Here is a 14,699-nt window from a genome sequence, read left to right as displayed (position 1 = left end):
TACAGGCTCTGAAGGCCTAGCGGAACTGTCCAAAGTGGCCGTAGAACAGGAAGGGGATGCTCATGTAAGACGGGCTCGTTTGGCCCAACACCTCTTATCCATCTTGTTCCTTCCTGTTGCAGCGAGACCCAAGTTTAAGCCGCGGCTCAAACATAGGACCCTCTTAGAGCGGGGCCATGCGGCGCTCATTAGCTGCACGCCTGTTTCAGGGCGTGGCGCACTTGTTTATGGGCCGTCTTGAGGTAGGTTTTGAGTTGCTGCCTGCGGCATCCCACCATCACCTAGTGGCCAGCCCAAGTAAACAAGCCAAAGCAGCAGTGACGGTTAGGGTGAATGAGCGCGGAAGGGCAGTGATTTTTATGAGAGTGCGTTAGAATGAAACAAATTTAGTCTGGCATTGCCCTGTATCCGGTGGTTTCACTCAACTTGCTTGTTGCACCAGCCGACGGCTGCTTTTTGTATCGCAACGAATCCGGAATTGCCCAATCAATGCGTACGTGGCCGGCAATGCTGGTAGGGCGCGGATGCCTGGAAGGCACGCGGCCGTACGCAGGTTGCAGTAATGGCCACGTAAAAGTCTCGTATCACTGTAACGTGGCGCCGGCCACCGGCCGTCGGGCAAGCGGCTGTACCCGGCGGTCGCGCATTCCCGGCTAGCCAAGCCTCACCCGTCATCGGCGGAGAGGCCCGACTTCAGGCATCGGAGCCGACCTCCCGCCGCCCCAGGGCATGGCGGAGTAGCAGGGCAGGATATGCTTTTCTCGAAGCCGTCCCGCTCTGGGGCGCGGCGCTGGCGGGCACAACGCCAGGCTTAAGCTCACCAATGTGAACCGGCTAAAGGACTGGAAATTCAGGTAAAAGCCCTTTTGGGGGGATTTTGGCTACCTGGCTGGCGAAGCAGGGCTTGGACAAACACGTGTTACCGGAGCATTTGCGCCCCCTTTTTGTAGTCGGGTCACCCCCTTTTTGTAGTCGTATCCTTTTCTTTAAACAGCTCAAAAAGTTCATTTTCAAGCAATAGGAACCCTTTTTGTGGCTATACGACTACAAAAAGGGGGTCCCGCGCGCTCCTGACTAACTTCTTGATTATCCCCCTTTTCCTTAGACTGCTTTTTAACAGAAAAAAGACTGCTAAAAAAAACTAGTAGTTTATCTTTTTTATAAAGTTTACTAGTTTACCCTATCCATAACTCATTCATTTATAAATTGATGCAAGGCCATGCGACTACAAAAAGGGGGCCATGCGACTACAAAAAGGGGGCCATGCGACTACAAAAAGGGGGCCATGCGACTACAAAAAGGGGGTGTAAATCAGGTAATGCGACTACAAAAAGGGGGTCATTCGACTTCTGAAATAAAATCATGTAGTCGAATGACGGCAAAATTCGTATTTTTACCTATCTCTCCCTGACAAACGCTGCTGCTCTACTTATGAATCCCACCCCGTTCCCGGTTGCTCACCCGTTGGTGGTGCAGCACAATGCCCTGGTCAATGCCCGCTTCGACTTGAATACGACGGAGTCCCGGCTGTTTCTGGCCTTGCTGGCGCGGGTCCAGCGCGAAGATACCTCGTTTGCCAAGTGCCAGGTATCGGCGCGGGAAGTCATGGGTGCCACTGCCAGCAACAGCATCTACGAGAAGGTGCGCAAAATGCTGAAGGACTTTACCAGCCGGACGCTGCTCATTGAGAAGCTGGGGACAGACGGCCGGCCCTTGAAAAAGCCCAGCTTCACGGTTATCCCCCTGCTGGCCTACGCCACCTACATTGAGGGCGAGGGCATGATTGAGGCGCAGTTCAACGACCTGCTGCGCGACTACCTGCTCGAGCTGCGCGACAACTTCACCAAGGCCCAGCTCACGGAGCTGCTCAAGCTGAAAAGCGCCAGCTCCTACCGCATCTACTGGCTGCTGCGCGAGTACGCTGCCTTTGGCAAGCGCACCATCCGGCTCGACGAGCTTAAGGCCATTCTGGGCCTGAGCGAGGAGTACGACCGGTTCAACAACTTCCGGGCCCGGGTACTGGAGCGGGCCCGCGAGGAGCTGGCCCAGACCGACCTGCCTTTCACCTACGAAGCCATCAAGCAGGGCCGCGAAGTAATCGAGATACGGTTTCTGTTCAAGGCCGGGGGCACGGTGGCGGCGCTGCCCGCCGCCCCGGCTACTGAGTGGGAAGCGGCCGTGCTCGCGGCCGGCGTATCCACCAGCAGCCTGGCCAGCATCCAGGCACGCCTGACGGCGGGGGACTACGACGAGGGCTACATCCACTTCGTCATTGCCTCGGTACGGGCCCAGGTGAAAGCCGGCAAGGTGAAGAAGGAGGGCGGGGCCGTGTTCAAAGCCCTCACCGATGGCTACCTGCTGCCCGCGTACCAGCAGGCGCAGCAGGCGCCGGTCAAGGCCAAGCTGCGGCCTGCCGTACTGGCCAAGTATAAAAAGCTGGAGAGTGAGCTGGACGACGCCCGAATCAGCCTGAATTTCGTGCAGACGGCCATTATCTACAACGACGAAACCCGGCCCCCGGCGATTGAGCGCGTGCAGCTTATCATCAAAGGCCTGGAGCAGCAGCTGGCACAGTTGGTTGCCTAGGCGGTTGTGGCAGGCCGTCATTCAGCTCACGCGCGACCTTTGGGGTAACAATCATTCCTCCCTGATATGGCCTGCGAGCATGAAAAGGCTAAGTTTTGAGGGTTAACCTGAGCTATAAAATTCGTGATGGCCCTGGCCAGAAAAGCAGTTTCCAGCACGAATTTCATTCCCTCAGATTTTAGACTCTCCAAGCTTCAAAACTTCAGTGCTTCAGTGCTTCGACGCGCATGCTTTTTTACTTAGCCGAATCAACCGACGGTTTAGGCTTCGTTTCACCATTTGCCAGCTTCTCCAGCACGGTAGCAATTTGCGTCTGACGCTGACCAGGGCTATAAACAGTTGGGCGATGTGGTCGAAAACCTCAGCGACCCATCGGGCATTTCGGTGTAGGTGCGCGACGGGTGGCAGGGCTGCTTGCTTTTTCCGCAGTAACGAGGGGAGCGTACATAGCCCTACGCCGCCCAGCGGGGGCGGCATATGCACTACAATAACTTTCCCAAATTCAGAGGGCTGGGCGGTGGTTGCAGGCGGCTGATAAACTCCCCGTGATAGTGCACCGTGCTGCCGGCCCGCACATTGGTAGTACTGGTAACCATCTAATCGGGTCGTTTCGAGGGCTACGGCGAAACCGTGGCATCGACTACCTGGAGTAAGGGAACTGTTACTCCGTTTGCGCCAGCAGCATAGCCCGTGAAACCTCCGGATAGTCGTGCGCCTGCGGATAACTGTGCGGGGGTACGATACTGAGTACACTGGCCGGTACCGGCCAAAGAAGTGAAAAGCGCCACATTAAATGAGTAGCTACTGCAGGTAGGTGCTTCAAGTACCTTTGTGCTCCGCCTAGGCCCTTTTTGCTTTCTTTTTATGCCCAACGGTACGCTACTGCTTATTGACGACGAAACAGTGCTGCGCCAGGCTGTGGCCCGCACGCTGGAGCTGGAAGGCTACACGGTGCTCCAGGCCCCGGATGCCCACCGCGGCCTGGAAACACTGCACGCCCACCCCGACGATATCCTGGTCGTGCTCTCCGATGTGAAGCTGCCCGACGGCCGCGGCCTCGACCTGCTGCCCCGCTACAAAGCCCTCGCTCCCCTGGCCGAAGTGGTGCTGATGACCGCCTACGGCACCATTGCCGACGGCGTGCGCGCCATGAAGCTCGGCGCGTTCGACTACCTGACCAAGGGCGATGCCGACGAGCAGATTGTGGTGGTGGTGGACCGGGCCGCCGAAAAAGCCCGCCTCCAGCGCCGCGTGGCGAGCCTGGAAAAGCAGGTAGGCGCGCAATACAGCTTCGACGCGATGATTGGGCACGCCCCGGCGCTGGAACTGGCCAAGAAAACCGCTCAGCAAGTAGCCCTCACCGACGCCACGGTGCTGCTGGAAGGGCCCACGGGAGCCGGTAAGGAACTGTTTGCCCAGGCCATTCACCACGCCAGCCCGCGCGGCATCAAGCCCTTTGTGGCCCTGAATTGCAGCGCTTTCCCCAAAGAGTTGATTGAGTCGGAGCTGTTTGGGTACCGCCGAGGGGCTTTCACCGGGGCCGACAAGGACAAAAGGGGGCTGTTTGAGGAAGCCAGCGGCGGAACCTTGTTTCTGGACGAAATCGGGGAGCTGGAAGCCCTGGCCCAGGCCAAGCTGCTGCGGGCCCTCGAAACGCAGGAATTTACCAAGCTCGGCGATACCAAGCCCACGCGGGTGAACGTGCGGCTGGTGGCTGCCACCAACCGCACCCTGCGGCAGCAGGTGGACGCGGGCCAGTTTCGGGCCGACTTATACTACCGCCTCTCGGTGGTGGTCATTCCCGTGCCGTCGCTGCACGAGCGGCGGGCCGACGTGCCCGCCCTGGCCCGGTTTTTTGCGCAGCATTTCGGGGCCAAGCTGCGCCGCCGCCCGCTGGAGCTCACCGCCGAAGCCCTGCGGGCCCTCGAAGCCTATGCCTGGCCGGGCAACGTGCGCGAGCTGAAGAATGTGCTGGAGCGCGCCTCCATCCTCACCCCGCCCGACGAGCCCCTGGCCGTGGCCGGCCTGCCCATCGAAGTGCAGCTGGCCGTGATGCCCGAGGACCCGGCCGGGGCTGGCCCCACCACGGAAGATGGGCGCACGCTGCGCAACGTGGAAAGAATGCACGTCCAACGCATTTTGCACGAAAGCGGCGGCAACAAAGCCGAAGCCGCTCGCATCCTGGGCGTGGCCCATACAACGCTCTACCGCAAAATCCAGGAGTACGGCCTGTAATGGCCGGCCGGCGGCGCGGCCCTACCGGCCGACCGCGTGAAGCGGCATGTCGCCGTTGAATTCGCTATTGGCCTCCCACAGCTCAAAAGCGGCCACGGACAGCCGCCCGGCCATGAAGGCACGCATGTCGTAGCCGCGCCATTCGAGGCAGAAACGCAGGAAATCAGGCTCGGCCTGGCTGGCCGTGAACCCGTGGGCCAACACCTGGGCCCGGCGCGCGGCCGGCAGGGCCGCCATCCAGTCGTAGAAATCGGTGGCCGTCAAGGGAAAGGCGTTGGCCTGCGCATAATAGGCTTTGGCGGAGTCGGTAATTTCGGTGAGCAGGTCGGGCATGGGGCGCAGGGTTGGCAGCAGGTTAATGAAGGAGAAGGGGCAAGCCAAAGCGGTGCCAGGCACCTAAAAAGCCCTTGCCGGGGCTTCTGCGCCCATTTCGCCCCATCCCACCGGTGCACATTGCACGTGTGCTCCTAGCAAAACGCTAGGGTGTTTCGGGTGTCGGCAGCAGCGGGCAACCGCCCGATTGAGAATATTCGGCTTGCAATCAAGGGGTTGATGAGACTGGCCACGCGCCGCCCGCCTCGACGTTTTCCGCCACTGCTTCGCCGTGGCCGATGGCCTCCTGCGCCGCGCCGACCGCTACCTCTCCACCGCCATCGAAACCGTGTACCTGCACTGCCTGCACCTCGACGGCAGCATGTTCGGCAACCAGCTCACCCGTCAGCTCATGCCCGTGGGCCTGTACCAGGCCTACACCCGCCCGCACTGCAACATGCGGCCTGAGGCCCGCGCCGGGCTAGCATTTCGCACGGGCACCCCTAGCAAAACGCTAGGACCGGTAGCGCTGCCAGCACCGTTCGAAATGCCTTAGGTAGATTTTTTATCGCTGTAAATCAATTCAATAATTCAATAATTATCCGAATGCGCTGGGTTGGGGTCAGTCCTTGCCAGCTTCTGACGGACATCATTTCACGCCTCTCATGAATCCTCTCATTTTCATTCCGGTGCTCTACGTCGCCGGCCTCGGCTGCTTCTGGCTTTTCTATAAGTCGGTCGATTTTTTTGACAATATCTAATCCCGCCATCGCCATGATGTTCGCCCTGCTGCTGCTCGCCATCGCCACGTTCGGCTACCTGTGCTACGTGCTATTGAAACCCGAGAAATTTTAAACCTCGCACGGTCATGTCGAGCGCAGCCGAGACATGACGGACCGTTGAACCCCCCGATACCCATGAACAAAGAACTTCTCGGCATCCTGCTCATCTTCGGCAGCACGGTGCTGCTGGCCATTCCACTGGGCCGCTATCTGGCCACCATTTATCGCGGCGATAAAAGCTGGACCGATTTCCTGGCCCCGTTCGAGCGGCTGCTCTTCCGCGCCGGCGGCATCGATGCCAACCGGGGCATGACCTGGCAGCAGCACCTGGTGGCCCTGCTCACCATCAACATGGTGTGGTTTGGCTGGGCCCTGCTGGTGCTCTGCACCCAGGGCAGCCTCCCGCTCAACCCCGACCATAACCCGTCCATGTCGCCCGACCAGGCCTTCAACACGGCCATCTCCTTCCTGGTGAACTGCAACCTGCAGCACTACTCCGGCGAGTCGGGCGCGACGTATTTCTCGCAGGTGTTCTGCCTGATGTTCCTGCAATTCGTGACGGCCGCTACCGGCATGGCCGCCTGCGTGGTCGTGTTCAACGCCCTGAAAGAAGGCACCACCGAGAAGCTGGGCAATTTTTATAACTACTTCGTAAAGAGCATTACGCGGGTGCTGCTGCCGCTCTCGCTGGCCCTGGCGCTGGTGCTGGTGTTCCAGGGCACGCCCATGAACTGGGCGGCCAAGGCCCCGATTGTGACCGTGCAGGGCGACTCCGTGAACGTGAGCCGGGGGCCGGCGGCCGCACTCATCGGCATCAAGCAGATGGGCACCAACGGCGGCGGCTTCTTCGGCGTCAACTCGGCCCATCCGCTCGAAAACCCCACCTATCTCACCAACGCCCTGGAGAATGGCGCGATTGTGCTCATTCCCATTGCCATGGCGTTGGCCTTCGGCTTCTACCTGGGCCGGCCCCGGCTGGGCTGGATGGTGTTTGGGGTGATGACGGCCGGCTACCTGCTGCTGCAAGTGCCCACCGTGGCCCTCGAAATGCACGGCAACCCTGCCATCGCCCGCCTGGGCGTCGACCAAAGCCTGGGCTCGATGGAGGGCAAGGAAGTGCGCGTGGGCGCGGCCGCTTCGGCCCTGTGGGCCATCCAAACCACCGTCACCAGCAACGGCTCGGTCAATGCCATGCACGACTCGCTCACGCCCATCTCGGGCATGAACACGCTGCTGGGCATGATGACCAACGCCTTCTACGGCGGCGTGGGCGTGGGCTTTCTCAACTTCTTCGTCTTCATCATCGTGGCCGTGTTCATCTCGGGCCTGATGGTGGGCCGCACCCCGGAATTCCTGGGCAAGAAGATTGAGGCCCGCGAGATGAAAATTGCCATCATCATTGCCCTGCTGCACCCGCTGCTCATCCTCACGGGCACCGCCATGTCGGCCCACCTCTACGCTGGCAACCCCACCGAATACGCCGGCTGGCTGGCCAACCCCGGCTACCACGGCTTCTCGGAAATGCTCTACGAATACACCTCCTCGGCCGCCAACAACGGCTCGGGCTTCGAGGGCCTCGGCGACAATACGCCGTGGTGGAACATCAGCACGGGCATCGTGATGGTACTGGCCCGCTACCTGCCCATCATCGGCCCGGTGGCCATAGCAGGCCTGCTGGCCCGCAAGAAATTCATCCCCGAAAGCGCGGGCACCCTGCGCGTCGACACGGCCACCTTCGGCGTGATGGTCTTCTTCGTGATTTGGATTATCGCCGCGCTGGCCTTTTTCCCGGCCCTGGCGCTGGGCCCGCTGGCCGAGCATTTCACGCTCTATCAATAGCCCGCACGTCCGCCTCACGCCTAGCCCCTCTCCGAAAAAGAGAGGAGGACCGGCTCTAATTTTTAGTCTTAGTTTTTATTGTCGACGCTTCCCTGTCGCTAGCTGCTAGCATTAACGCTCGAAGCCAGTCCTCCTCTCCTTTGTGGAGAGGGGCTAGGGGTGAGGCGCACGCCAGCCCGACCTCAACCAATGGCAACCAAATCCCAATCCCTCTTTCAACCCGCGCTGGTCCGCGAAGCCGTCGGCCAGGCCTTCGTCAAGCTCGACCCGCGCGTGATGTTCCGCAACCCGGTGATGTTCACCGTGGAAATCGGCACGGTGGTGATGTTCTTCGTCACCATTGGCCTGCTCTTCAAGCCCGATGCGGCGCAGGGCAGCTTCGGCTACAACTTCACGGTGTTCTTCGTGCTGTTTCTGACCCTGCTGTTCGCCAATTTCGCCGAGGCCATTGCCGAGGCGCGGGGCAAGGCCCAGGCCGATTCGCTCCGCAAAACCCGCCAGGATACGCCGGCCAACGTACGCCAACCCGACGGCTCGATGGTGGCCATGAGCTCGGCCCAGCTGCAAAAAGGGCAGGTGTTCGTGGTCGAAGCCGGGGAATTGATTCCCACCGACGGCGAGATTATCGAAGGCCTGGCCACCATCGACGAGTCGGCCATTACCGGCGAGTCGGCCCCCGTAATCCGGGAGGCGGGCGGCGATAAGTCGTCCGTCACGGGCGGCACGAAGGTGCTGTCTGACCGCATCGTGGTGCAGGTGACCACGGCCCCCGGCGAGTCGTTTCTCGACAAGATGATTGCGCTGGTGGAAGGCGCGTCGCGGCAGAAAACGCCGAATGAAATTGCCCTCACCATTCTACTGGCCGGGTTTACGCTGGTGTTCGTGATTGTGTGCGTGACGCTTCAGCCGTTTGCCGAATACTCGAAAACGCCCATCGCCGTGGCCTCGTTTATCGCGCTGTTCGTGTGTTTAATTCCGACCACGATTGGCGGGCTGCTCTCGGCCATTGGCATCGCCGGCATGGACCGGGCGCTGCGGGCCAACGTGATAACCAAAAGCGGCAAGGCCGTGGAAACGGCCGGCGACATCGACGTGCTGCTGCTCGACAAGACCGGCACCATCACCATTGGCAACCGCAAGGCCACGCATTTCTGGCCCGCGCCGGGCGTGGGCATGCAGGAATTCATCGAGCAGGCCACCGTGAGCTCCCTCACCGATGAAACGCCCGAAGGCAAAAGCATCGTGGAGCTGGCCCGCGATAACAAAGTGGACCCCGCGCAACTGCGCAGCCGTCTGGATGGGGCCGAGCTTATCAAGTTCACGGCCGAAACCCGTTCGTCGGGCGTCACGCTCGGCAATGGCACCCGCATCCGCAAGGGCGCGGCCGATGCCATCCGCAAGCTGGCCGAAGCCGCCGGCAACGTATACCACGACGATGTGGCCGACCGCGTGAAAGCAGTAGCCAGCAACGGCGGTACCCCGCTGGTGGTGAGCGAAAACGACCGGGTGCTGGGTGTGGTCGAGCTGCAGGACATCATCAAGCCCGGCATTCAGGAGCGGTTTGAGCGGCTGCGGGCCATGGGCATCAAAACCGTGATGGTGACCGGCGACAACCCGCTCACCGCCAAGTTCATCGCCGAAAAAGCTGGTGTCGATGACTTCATCGCCGAGGCCAAGCCGGAAGACAAGATGCAGTACATCCGCGCCGAGCAGCAGCTCGGCAAGCTGGTGGCCATGATGGGCGACGGCACCAACGACGCCCCCGCCCTGGCCCAGGCCGATGTGGGAGTGGCCATGAACAGCGGCACCCAGGCCGCCAAGGAAGCCGGCAACATGGTGGACCTCGACAACGACCCGACCAAGCTCATCGAAGTGGTCGAAATCGGCAAGCAGCTGCTCATGACGCGGGGCACGCTCACCACGTTTTCCATCGCCAACGACGTGGCCAAGTATTTCGCCATCGTGCCCGCGCTGTTCATGGTGGCCATTCCGGCCCTGGGCGCGCTGAACGTGATGGGCCTGAAATCGCCGCAGTCGGCCATTCTTTCGGCCGTGATTTTCAATGCGCTTATCATCCCGGCGCTGGTGCCGCTGGCGCTGAAAGGCGTGGCGTACAAGCCGGTGGGCGCCTCGGCCCTGCTGCGCCGCAACCTGCTGATTTATGGCCTCGGCGGGGTGGTAGTGCCCTTTATCGGGATTAAGATTATTGACCTGATTGTCGGGGCCTTTTTGTAAATCTGAACGAGCTGGCGCGCGTCGGCGACGCGTGCCGACTGGCACTACCTCACGCAAGGCGTTCGCCTCCAAGCCACAGGCTCGAACCCAGTCGGCACGCGTCGCCGATGCGCGCCAGCAACCATAAATCAATATCCTCAATCATGAAATCCCAACTCTTTTCCGCCATTCGCCTTACCCTCGCTCTGATGGTGCTGTGCTGCGTGCTGTACCCCGCCATTGTATGGGCGGTGGCCCAGGCTGCGCCCGGCCGGGGCGAGGGCGTCCAAATCAGCTGCAACGGCCGCGTGGTAGGCTTCGCCAACGTGGGCCAGAAGTTCGACAAGCCTGAGTATTTCAACTCGCGCCCCTCGGCCGCCGACTACCACGCCGATGCCAGCTCCGGCTCCAACAAAGGCCCCGGCAACCCCGAATATCTGGCTGTTGTGAAAGCCCGGCTCGATGCCTTCCTGCTGCAAAACCCCGGCGTGAAAGCGGCCGATGTGCCCGCTGAGCTGATTACGGCCAGCGGCTCGGGCCTCGACCCGCACCTCTCGCCCGCCGGGGCGCTGGTGCAGGTGGCCCGCGTGGCCGCTGCCCGCAAGCTCGATGCCGCCCGCGTGCAAGCGCTGGTGCAGCAGCAGATTGAGCCCGGCACGCTGGGTCCCGACCACATCAATGTTTTAAAACTGAACCTCGCGCTGGATGCGCTGACGGCGAATTAGCTTCTTTTATACAAATTTTTTTCGATGAAATCTTCTGCTCTGCTGCTGCTGGCTGCCTTGCCGGTGGCTGCCCTGGCCCAAACCGCTCCCACAACCGACCCGGCCCTGGCCGTGCCGCCCGCCGCCGCGCCCACCGCGCCCGCGCCCGCTACGCCCGGCCCGCTCACCTACTACGGCTTCGTGGACGGTTATTACGCCTACGATTTCAACCACGGCAATACCAACACCCGGCCCGGTTTCCTGTACTCCCACAATCGGCAGAACGAGTTCACCATCAACCAGGGCATTATTGGGGTGCGCTACGACGACGGCAAAGTGCGCGGGGCCGTGGGCCTGCACGCGGGCTCCTACGTATCGGCCAACTACGCGGCCGAGGACCAGGTATTCAAGCACATCTACGAAGCGTATGCCGGGTTCCGGCCCTTCCAGAAGGCGTGGCTGGACTTCGGGATTTTCGGCTCGCACATTGGGTTCGAGTCGGCCATTTCGAAGGATAACTGGACGCTGACGCGCTCCCTGATGGCCGAAAATTCGCCCTACTACGAGGCCGGGGCCCGCTTCACCTACGAAGTTGGCCCCAAGCTGACCCTGACCGGGCTGGTGCTGAATGGCTGGCAGAACATCCGCGAAACCAACCAGGCCAAGGCCCTCGGCACCCAGATTCAGTGGAAGCCCTCGGCCAAAATCCTCATCAACAGCAGCACCTTTTACGGCAATGAGCAGCCCACCGACTCGCTGATTCGCCGCCGCTACTTCCACGATTTCTACTTCACCTACGCCGCTACCGACCGCCTCAACCTGGCCGTGGTGTTTGATGTAGGCAAGCAAAAAAGTGCCAACAACTCCAGCCACGACACCTGGCACACCGGGGCGGCTTTCGTGAAGTACAAGCTGGCTGACCAGTTTTCGACCACGCTGCGCGGCGAATACTACTACGCCGAGCGCGGCGTCATCATCAACAGCATCAAGCCCGCCCTCACCGATGCCGATTTTCGGGCGGCCGGCGGTTCCCTTAACCTCGACTACCTGCCCACGGCCAACGTCGCCTTCCGCATCGAAGGCCGTTTCCTGCGGAGCCGGGATGCTATTTTCCAGCACGATGCTGGTGTGAGCCGCAACTACGGCAACCTGACGTCCAGCATCGCGCTGTCGTTTTAACTGGAGGCAGCGGCCTGCGCCTGCCCTTGCCTTCGTTCCGGGCCCTGCTACGCAGCATTAACCTGCCGGCTGTTGTCCCACAATTTCCGGTGCCACCACTCTGCTCGACGGGGTGGTGCGCATTGGTTTTCATCGCTCCCGGCGGTTACGCGCCAACGTTATGCCGGCCCGCCCGGAGCTGCCCAAGCCGCGGGTGTAGCCGCCAATAAACCCGTGAGAATTCCAGAATGCGTTGCTTGCCGAAAACGAAAAGCCCAAAAAATAGCCGCTATGCTCGCCCCCGAAACTGACCTGCGCGACCAATCGGCCGAGCGGTTCCTGCGCCTCGTGCAGGCCAAGCGGCGCGGCACCCTCAAGGTGTACCTGGGGCTGGCCGCCGGGGTGGGCAAAACCTACCGCATGCTCCAGGAAGCCCACGACCTGCACACGCACGGCGTGGACGTGCTGCTCGGCTACGTGGAAACCCACGGCCGCCCCGGCACCGTGGCCGAGCTGAAAGAAGTGCCCCTGCTGCCCCGCAAGCACATTTTCTACAAAGGCCGGGCCCTGGAGGAAATGGACGTGGCAGGCATTATTCAGCGCCGGCCGCAGGTGGTGATTGTGGACGAGCTGGCCCACTCCAACGTGCCCGGCTCACGCCACGAAAAGCGCTGGCAGGACGTGGAATACCTCGTGGCGCAGGGCATTTCGGTGATTACGGCCGTGAACGTGCAACACCTCGAAAGCCTGCACGACCAGGTGCTCAAAATCACGGGCACGGACGTGACCGAGCGCATCCCCGACCAGCTGCTGAAAACCGCCGACGAGGTGGTGAACGTGGACCTGACCGTGGGCGAGCTGCGCGCGCGCCTCGAAGAAGGCAAAATCTACGACCCGGCCAAGGTACCCACCGCGCTGGCCAATTTTTTCCAGGCCGAAAACCTGCTCCAATTGCGCCGGCTGGCCGTGCGCGAAGTCGCCCAGCTGCTGGGCCGCCAGGTGGAAACCGAAGCCGGCGGCGCGCCCGCCGTGCTGTCCGCCCGCCGCAACGACGACCGCCTGCTGGCCTGCATCAACTCCAACGACGCGGCGGCCAAGGAAATCATCCGCAAAGCCTCGCGGCTCGCCGACCGGTTTTCGGCCGCCGCCTGGTACGTGCTCTACGTGCAGACCGGCACCGAATCGGCCGACCGCATTGGCCTGGCCACCCAGCGGCATTTGCTCAATAACCTGCAGCTCGCCACCCAGCTCGGCGCCCAGATTCTGCGGGTGAAGGACGACGACATCGTGGGCGCCATCCGGCGGGTAGCGGCCGAAAAAGAAGCCACGCTGCTCGTCTGCGGCATCACCCGGGACAAAGGCCTGTGGGGCCAGCTGAGCCGGCGCGGCGTGACGTTCGACCTGCTCCGCGCCGTGGCCCGCGACAGTGCGGATTTGGACGTGTACCTGATAACGTATTAGGTATTCGGGCAATGAAACGAACAGAAAGCCCCTCAACCCTCCCCCTCGCCATGAATCTCAAAACCCTCATCACCCTCGGCTTCGTGGCGATGCTGGCCCTGCTGCTGGCCATCGGCGGCTATGCCTTTTACACCGTGCAACGACTCGACCGCAGCTCGCGGAACGTGCTCAAGGAGAACTTCTACTCCGTGGAGCTGGGCCAGCAGATGCAGCGCGCCCTCGACCAGATGGAAACCGACCCGAACGCGGCCGGCGGCCTGCCCCGCTTCCGCCAAAGCCTCATCAACGAAGCCGGCAACATTACGGAGGCGGGCGAAAAGGAATTGGTGGACAGCCTGACGCAGTACCAGGCCAATTTCCAGCGCCTGCTCGGTGCCGGAGCGCCGCCCGCCGCCCGCGCCCCCACGCTGGAGCTGCTGCGCCGGCAAACCTACCGCATGGTGGCCCTGAACACGGCCGCCCTGACCCGCAAAAACGAACTGGCCAACCAGAACGCTACCCAGGCCGGCCGCTACCTGCTCGCCTTCATTGTCGTCAGCCTGTTGATTGGCCTGATGTTCGTGCTGAGCGTGCCCGAGGCCGCCGTAAACCCCTTGCGCAAGCTCACCACCAGCCTGGAGCACGCCACGGAAAATGATTTCACGTCCACCATTCCAGTGGAAAATGGCAGCGAATTCGGCCGCGTGGCCACGGCCTTCAACCGCATGCTGGTGCAGCTCCAGGAGTTCCGCAGCTCGACGATGGCCGAGCTCATCACGGCCCGCAACCGCACGGCCAGCATCGTGAGCGGGCTCGATGAGGGCCTGCTGCTGCTCGACGAGCACCGCCACATCATCCTGGCCAACCCAATGGCCTGCACGCTGTTGAGCCTGCCCGTGGAGCAGCTGGTGGGCCAGCCGGCCGCCGCCGTGGCCCGGGCCAACGACCTGTTCCGCGAAATTCTGCGCCCGCTCGAAGCCGATGCCTCGCGCCGGGGGCAGGCCGTGGCCGATGCCCCGCTGCTGCGCATCGCCCAGCAGGGCGACGAGGCGTTTTACCGCCTCGCCGTGCAGGAGCTGGTGTCCTTCAACGAAGCCCTGAAGAAGAATGAGTTCGTGGGCCAGATTATTACCCTGCGCAACGTGTCCGATTTCAAGAAGCTCGACCAGGTGAAGTCGAACTTCCTGGCCACCGTGTCGCACGAGCTGAAAACGCCCCTTTCCAGCATCAACCTCAATACCAAGCTGCTTCAGGATGAGCGCCTGCCCGCCGATGAGCGCCAGCGCATCACGGGCTTTATCCGGCAGGAAACCCAGCGCTTGCAGCGCATGGTGGCCGAGCTGCTCGACATCTCGCGCCTCGACGCCGGGGCCGGCATTCAGCTCGATGCCAAGCCCACCAACCTGGCCGACGTGGTGGGCTTCGCCAC

The 14,699-nt window shown here is 61.8% G+C and carries 10 protein-coding genes and 1 pseudogene; 10 read left to right on the top strand and 1 reads right to left on the bottom strand.

The features are described from left to right. Nucleotides 1-1,431 precede the first annotated feature (1,431 nt). Nucleotides 1,432-2,586 (top strand): replication initiation protein, encoded by a 1,155-nt coding sequence (locus J4G38_RS26375; protein ID WP_210521839.1) that lies wholly within the window; start codon nt 1,432-1,434, stop codon nt 2,584-2,586. Nucleotides 2,587-3,450: 864 nt separating this feature from the next. Then, nucleotides 3,451-4,821 (top strand): sigma-54-dependent transcriptional regulator, encoded by a 1,371-nt coding sequence (locus J4G38_RS26370; RefSeq protein WP_210521840.1) that lies wholly within the window; start codon nt 3,451-3,453, stop codon nt 4,819-4,821. Nucleotides 4,822-4,842: 21 nt separating this feature from the next. On the opposite strand, the gene J4G38_RS26365 is transcribed toward J4G38_RS26370, so the two are convergent. Then, nucleotides 4,843-5,154, bottom strand: coding sequence for a hypothetical protein (locus J4G38_RS26365; RefSeq protein WP_210521841.1), 312 nt, complete (start codon nt 5,152-5,154; stop codon nt 4,843-4,845). Nucleotides 5,155-5,407: 253 nt separating this feature from the next. Between J4G38_RS26365 and J4G38_RS26360 the strand changes: the two are divergent. From J4G38_RS26360 to J4G38_RS26325, 8 genes and pseudogenes are all read left to right on the top strand, one after another. After that, nucleotides 5,408-5,689: pseudogene (locus tag J4G38_RS26360) on the top strand (DUF7674 family protein); the annotation flags it as partial. A 191-nt stretch (nt 5,690-5,880) separates the two neighbouring features. Then, on the top strand, nt 5,881-5,988 hold the full coding sequence (gene kdpF, locus J4G38_RS26355; RefSeq protein WP_210521843.1) for a K(+)-transporting ATPase subunit F: 108 nt from the start codon (nt 5,881-5,883) through the stop codon (nt 5,986-5,988). Nucleotides 5,989-6,050: 62 nt separating this feature from the next. Beyond that, nucleotides 6,051-7,754, top strand: coding sequence for a potassium-transporting ATPase subunit KdpA (kdpA, locus tag J4G38_RS26350; RefSeq protein ID WP_210521844.1), 1,704 nt, complete (start codon nt 6,051-6,053; stop codon nt 7,752-7,754). A 189-nt stretch (nt 7,755-7,943) separates the two neighbouring features. After that, nucleotides 7,944-9,989, top strand: a complete 2,046-nt coding sequence (gene kdpB / locus J4G38_RS26345) for a potassium-transporting ATPase subunit KdpB (RefSeq protein ID WP_210521845.1) — start codon at nt 7,944-7,946, stop codon at nt 9,987-9,989. Between the two features lie 143 nt (nt 9,990-10,132). Beyond that, the gene (kdpC, locus tag J4G38_RS26340) at nt 10,133-10,693 is read left to right on the top strand and encodes a potassium-transporting ATPase subunit KdpC (protein ID WP_210521846.1); all 561 of its coding nucleotides are present in this window, start codon (nt 10,133-10,135) and stop codon (nt 10,691-10,693) included. 24 nt (nt 10,694-10,717) lie between these two features. Beyond that, nucleotides 10,718-11,851: a porin gene (locus J4G38_RS26335; RefSeq protein WP_210521847.1), complete on the top strand. Its 1,134-nt coding sequence runs from the start codon at nt 10,718-10,720 to the stop codon at nt 11,849-11,851. Between the two features lie 270 nt (nt 11,852-12,121). Then, nucleotides 12,122-13,291 (top strand): sensor protein KdpD, encoded by a 1,170-nt coding sequence (locus J4G38_RS26330; RefSeq protein ID WP_210521848.1) that lies wholly within the window; start codon nt 12,122-12,124, stop codon nt 13,289-13,291. A gap of 50 nt (nt 13,292-13,341) precedes the next feature. After that, a partial coding sequence (locus J4G38_RS26325; RefSeq protein WP_226163911.1) for a histidine kinase dimerization/phospho-acceptor domain-containing protein occupies nt 13,342-14,699 on the top strand: 1,358 nt, incomplete at its 3' end.

Origin of the sequence: Hymenobacter terricola (genome assembly GCF_017921975.2) — a bacterium.
In the GTDB taxonomy this organism is placed as follows: Bacteria; Bacteroidota; Bacteroidia; order Cytophagales; family Hymenobacteraceae; genus Hymenobacter; species Hymenobacter terricola.
This window is presented reverse-complemented; position numbering and strand designations above follow the sequence as displayed.

Bases quoted from the DNA above. Each gene is read 5' to 3' on its own strand.
- J4G38_RS26375 (WP_210521839.1), top strand. From the start codon at position 1,432: ATGAATCCCACCCCGTTCCCGGTTGCTCACCCGTTGGTGGTGCAGCAC.
- J4G38_RS26370 (WP_210521840.1), top strand. From the start codon at position 3,451: ATGCCCAACGGTACGCTACTGCTTATTGACGACGAAACAGTGCTGCGC.
- J4G38_RS26365 (WP_210521841.1), bottom strand. From the start codon at position 5,154: ATGCCCGACCTGCTCACCGAAATTACCGACTCCGCCAAAGCCTATTAT.
- kdpA (WP_210521844.1), top strand. From the start codon at position 6,051: ATGAACAAAGAACTTCTCGGCATCCTGCTCATCTTCGGCAGCACGGTG.
- kdpB (WP_210521845.1), top strand. From the start codon at position 7,944: ATGGCAACCAAATCCCAATCCCTCTTTCAACCCGCGCTGGTCCGCGAA.
- kdpC (WP_210521846.1), top strand. From the start codon at position 10,133: ATGAAATCCCAACTCTTTTCCGCCATTCGCCTTACCCTCGCTCTGATG.
- J4G38_RS26335 (WP_210521847.1), top strand. From the start codon at position 10,718: ATGAAATCTTCTGCTCTGCTGCTGCTGGCTGCCTTGCCGGTGGCTGCC.
- J4G38_RS26330 (WP_210521848.1), top strand. From the start codon at position 12,122: ATGCTCGCCCCCGAAACTGACCTGCGCGACCAATCGGCCGAGCGGTTC.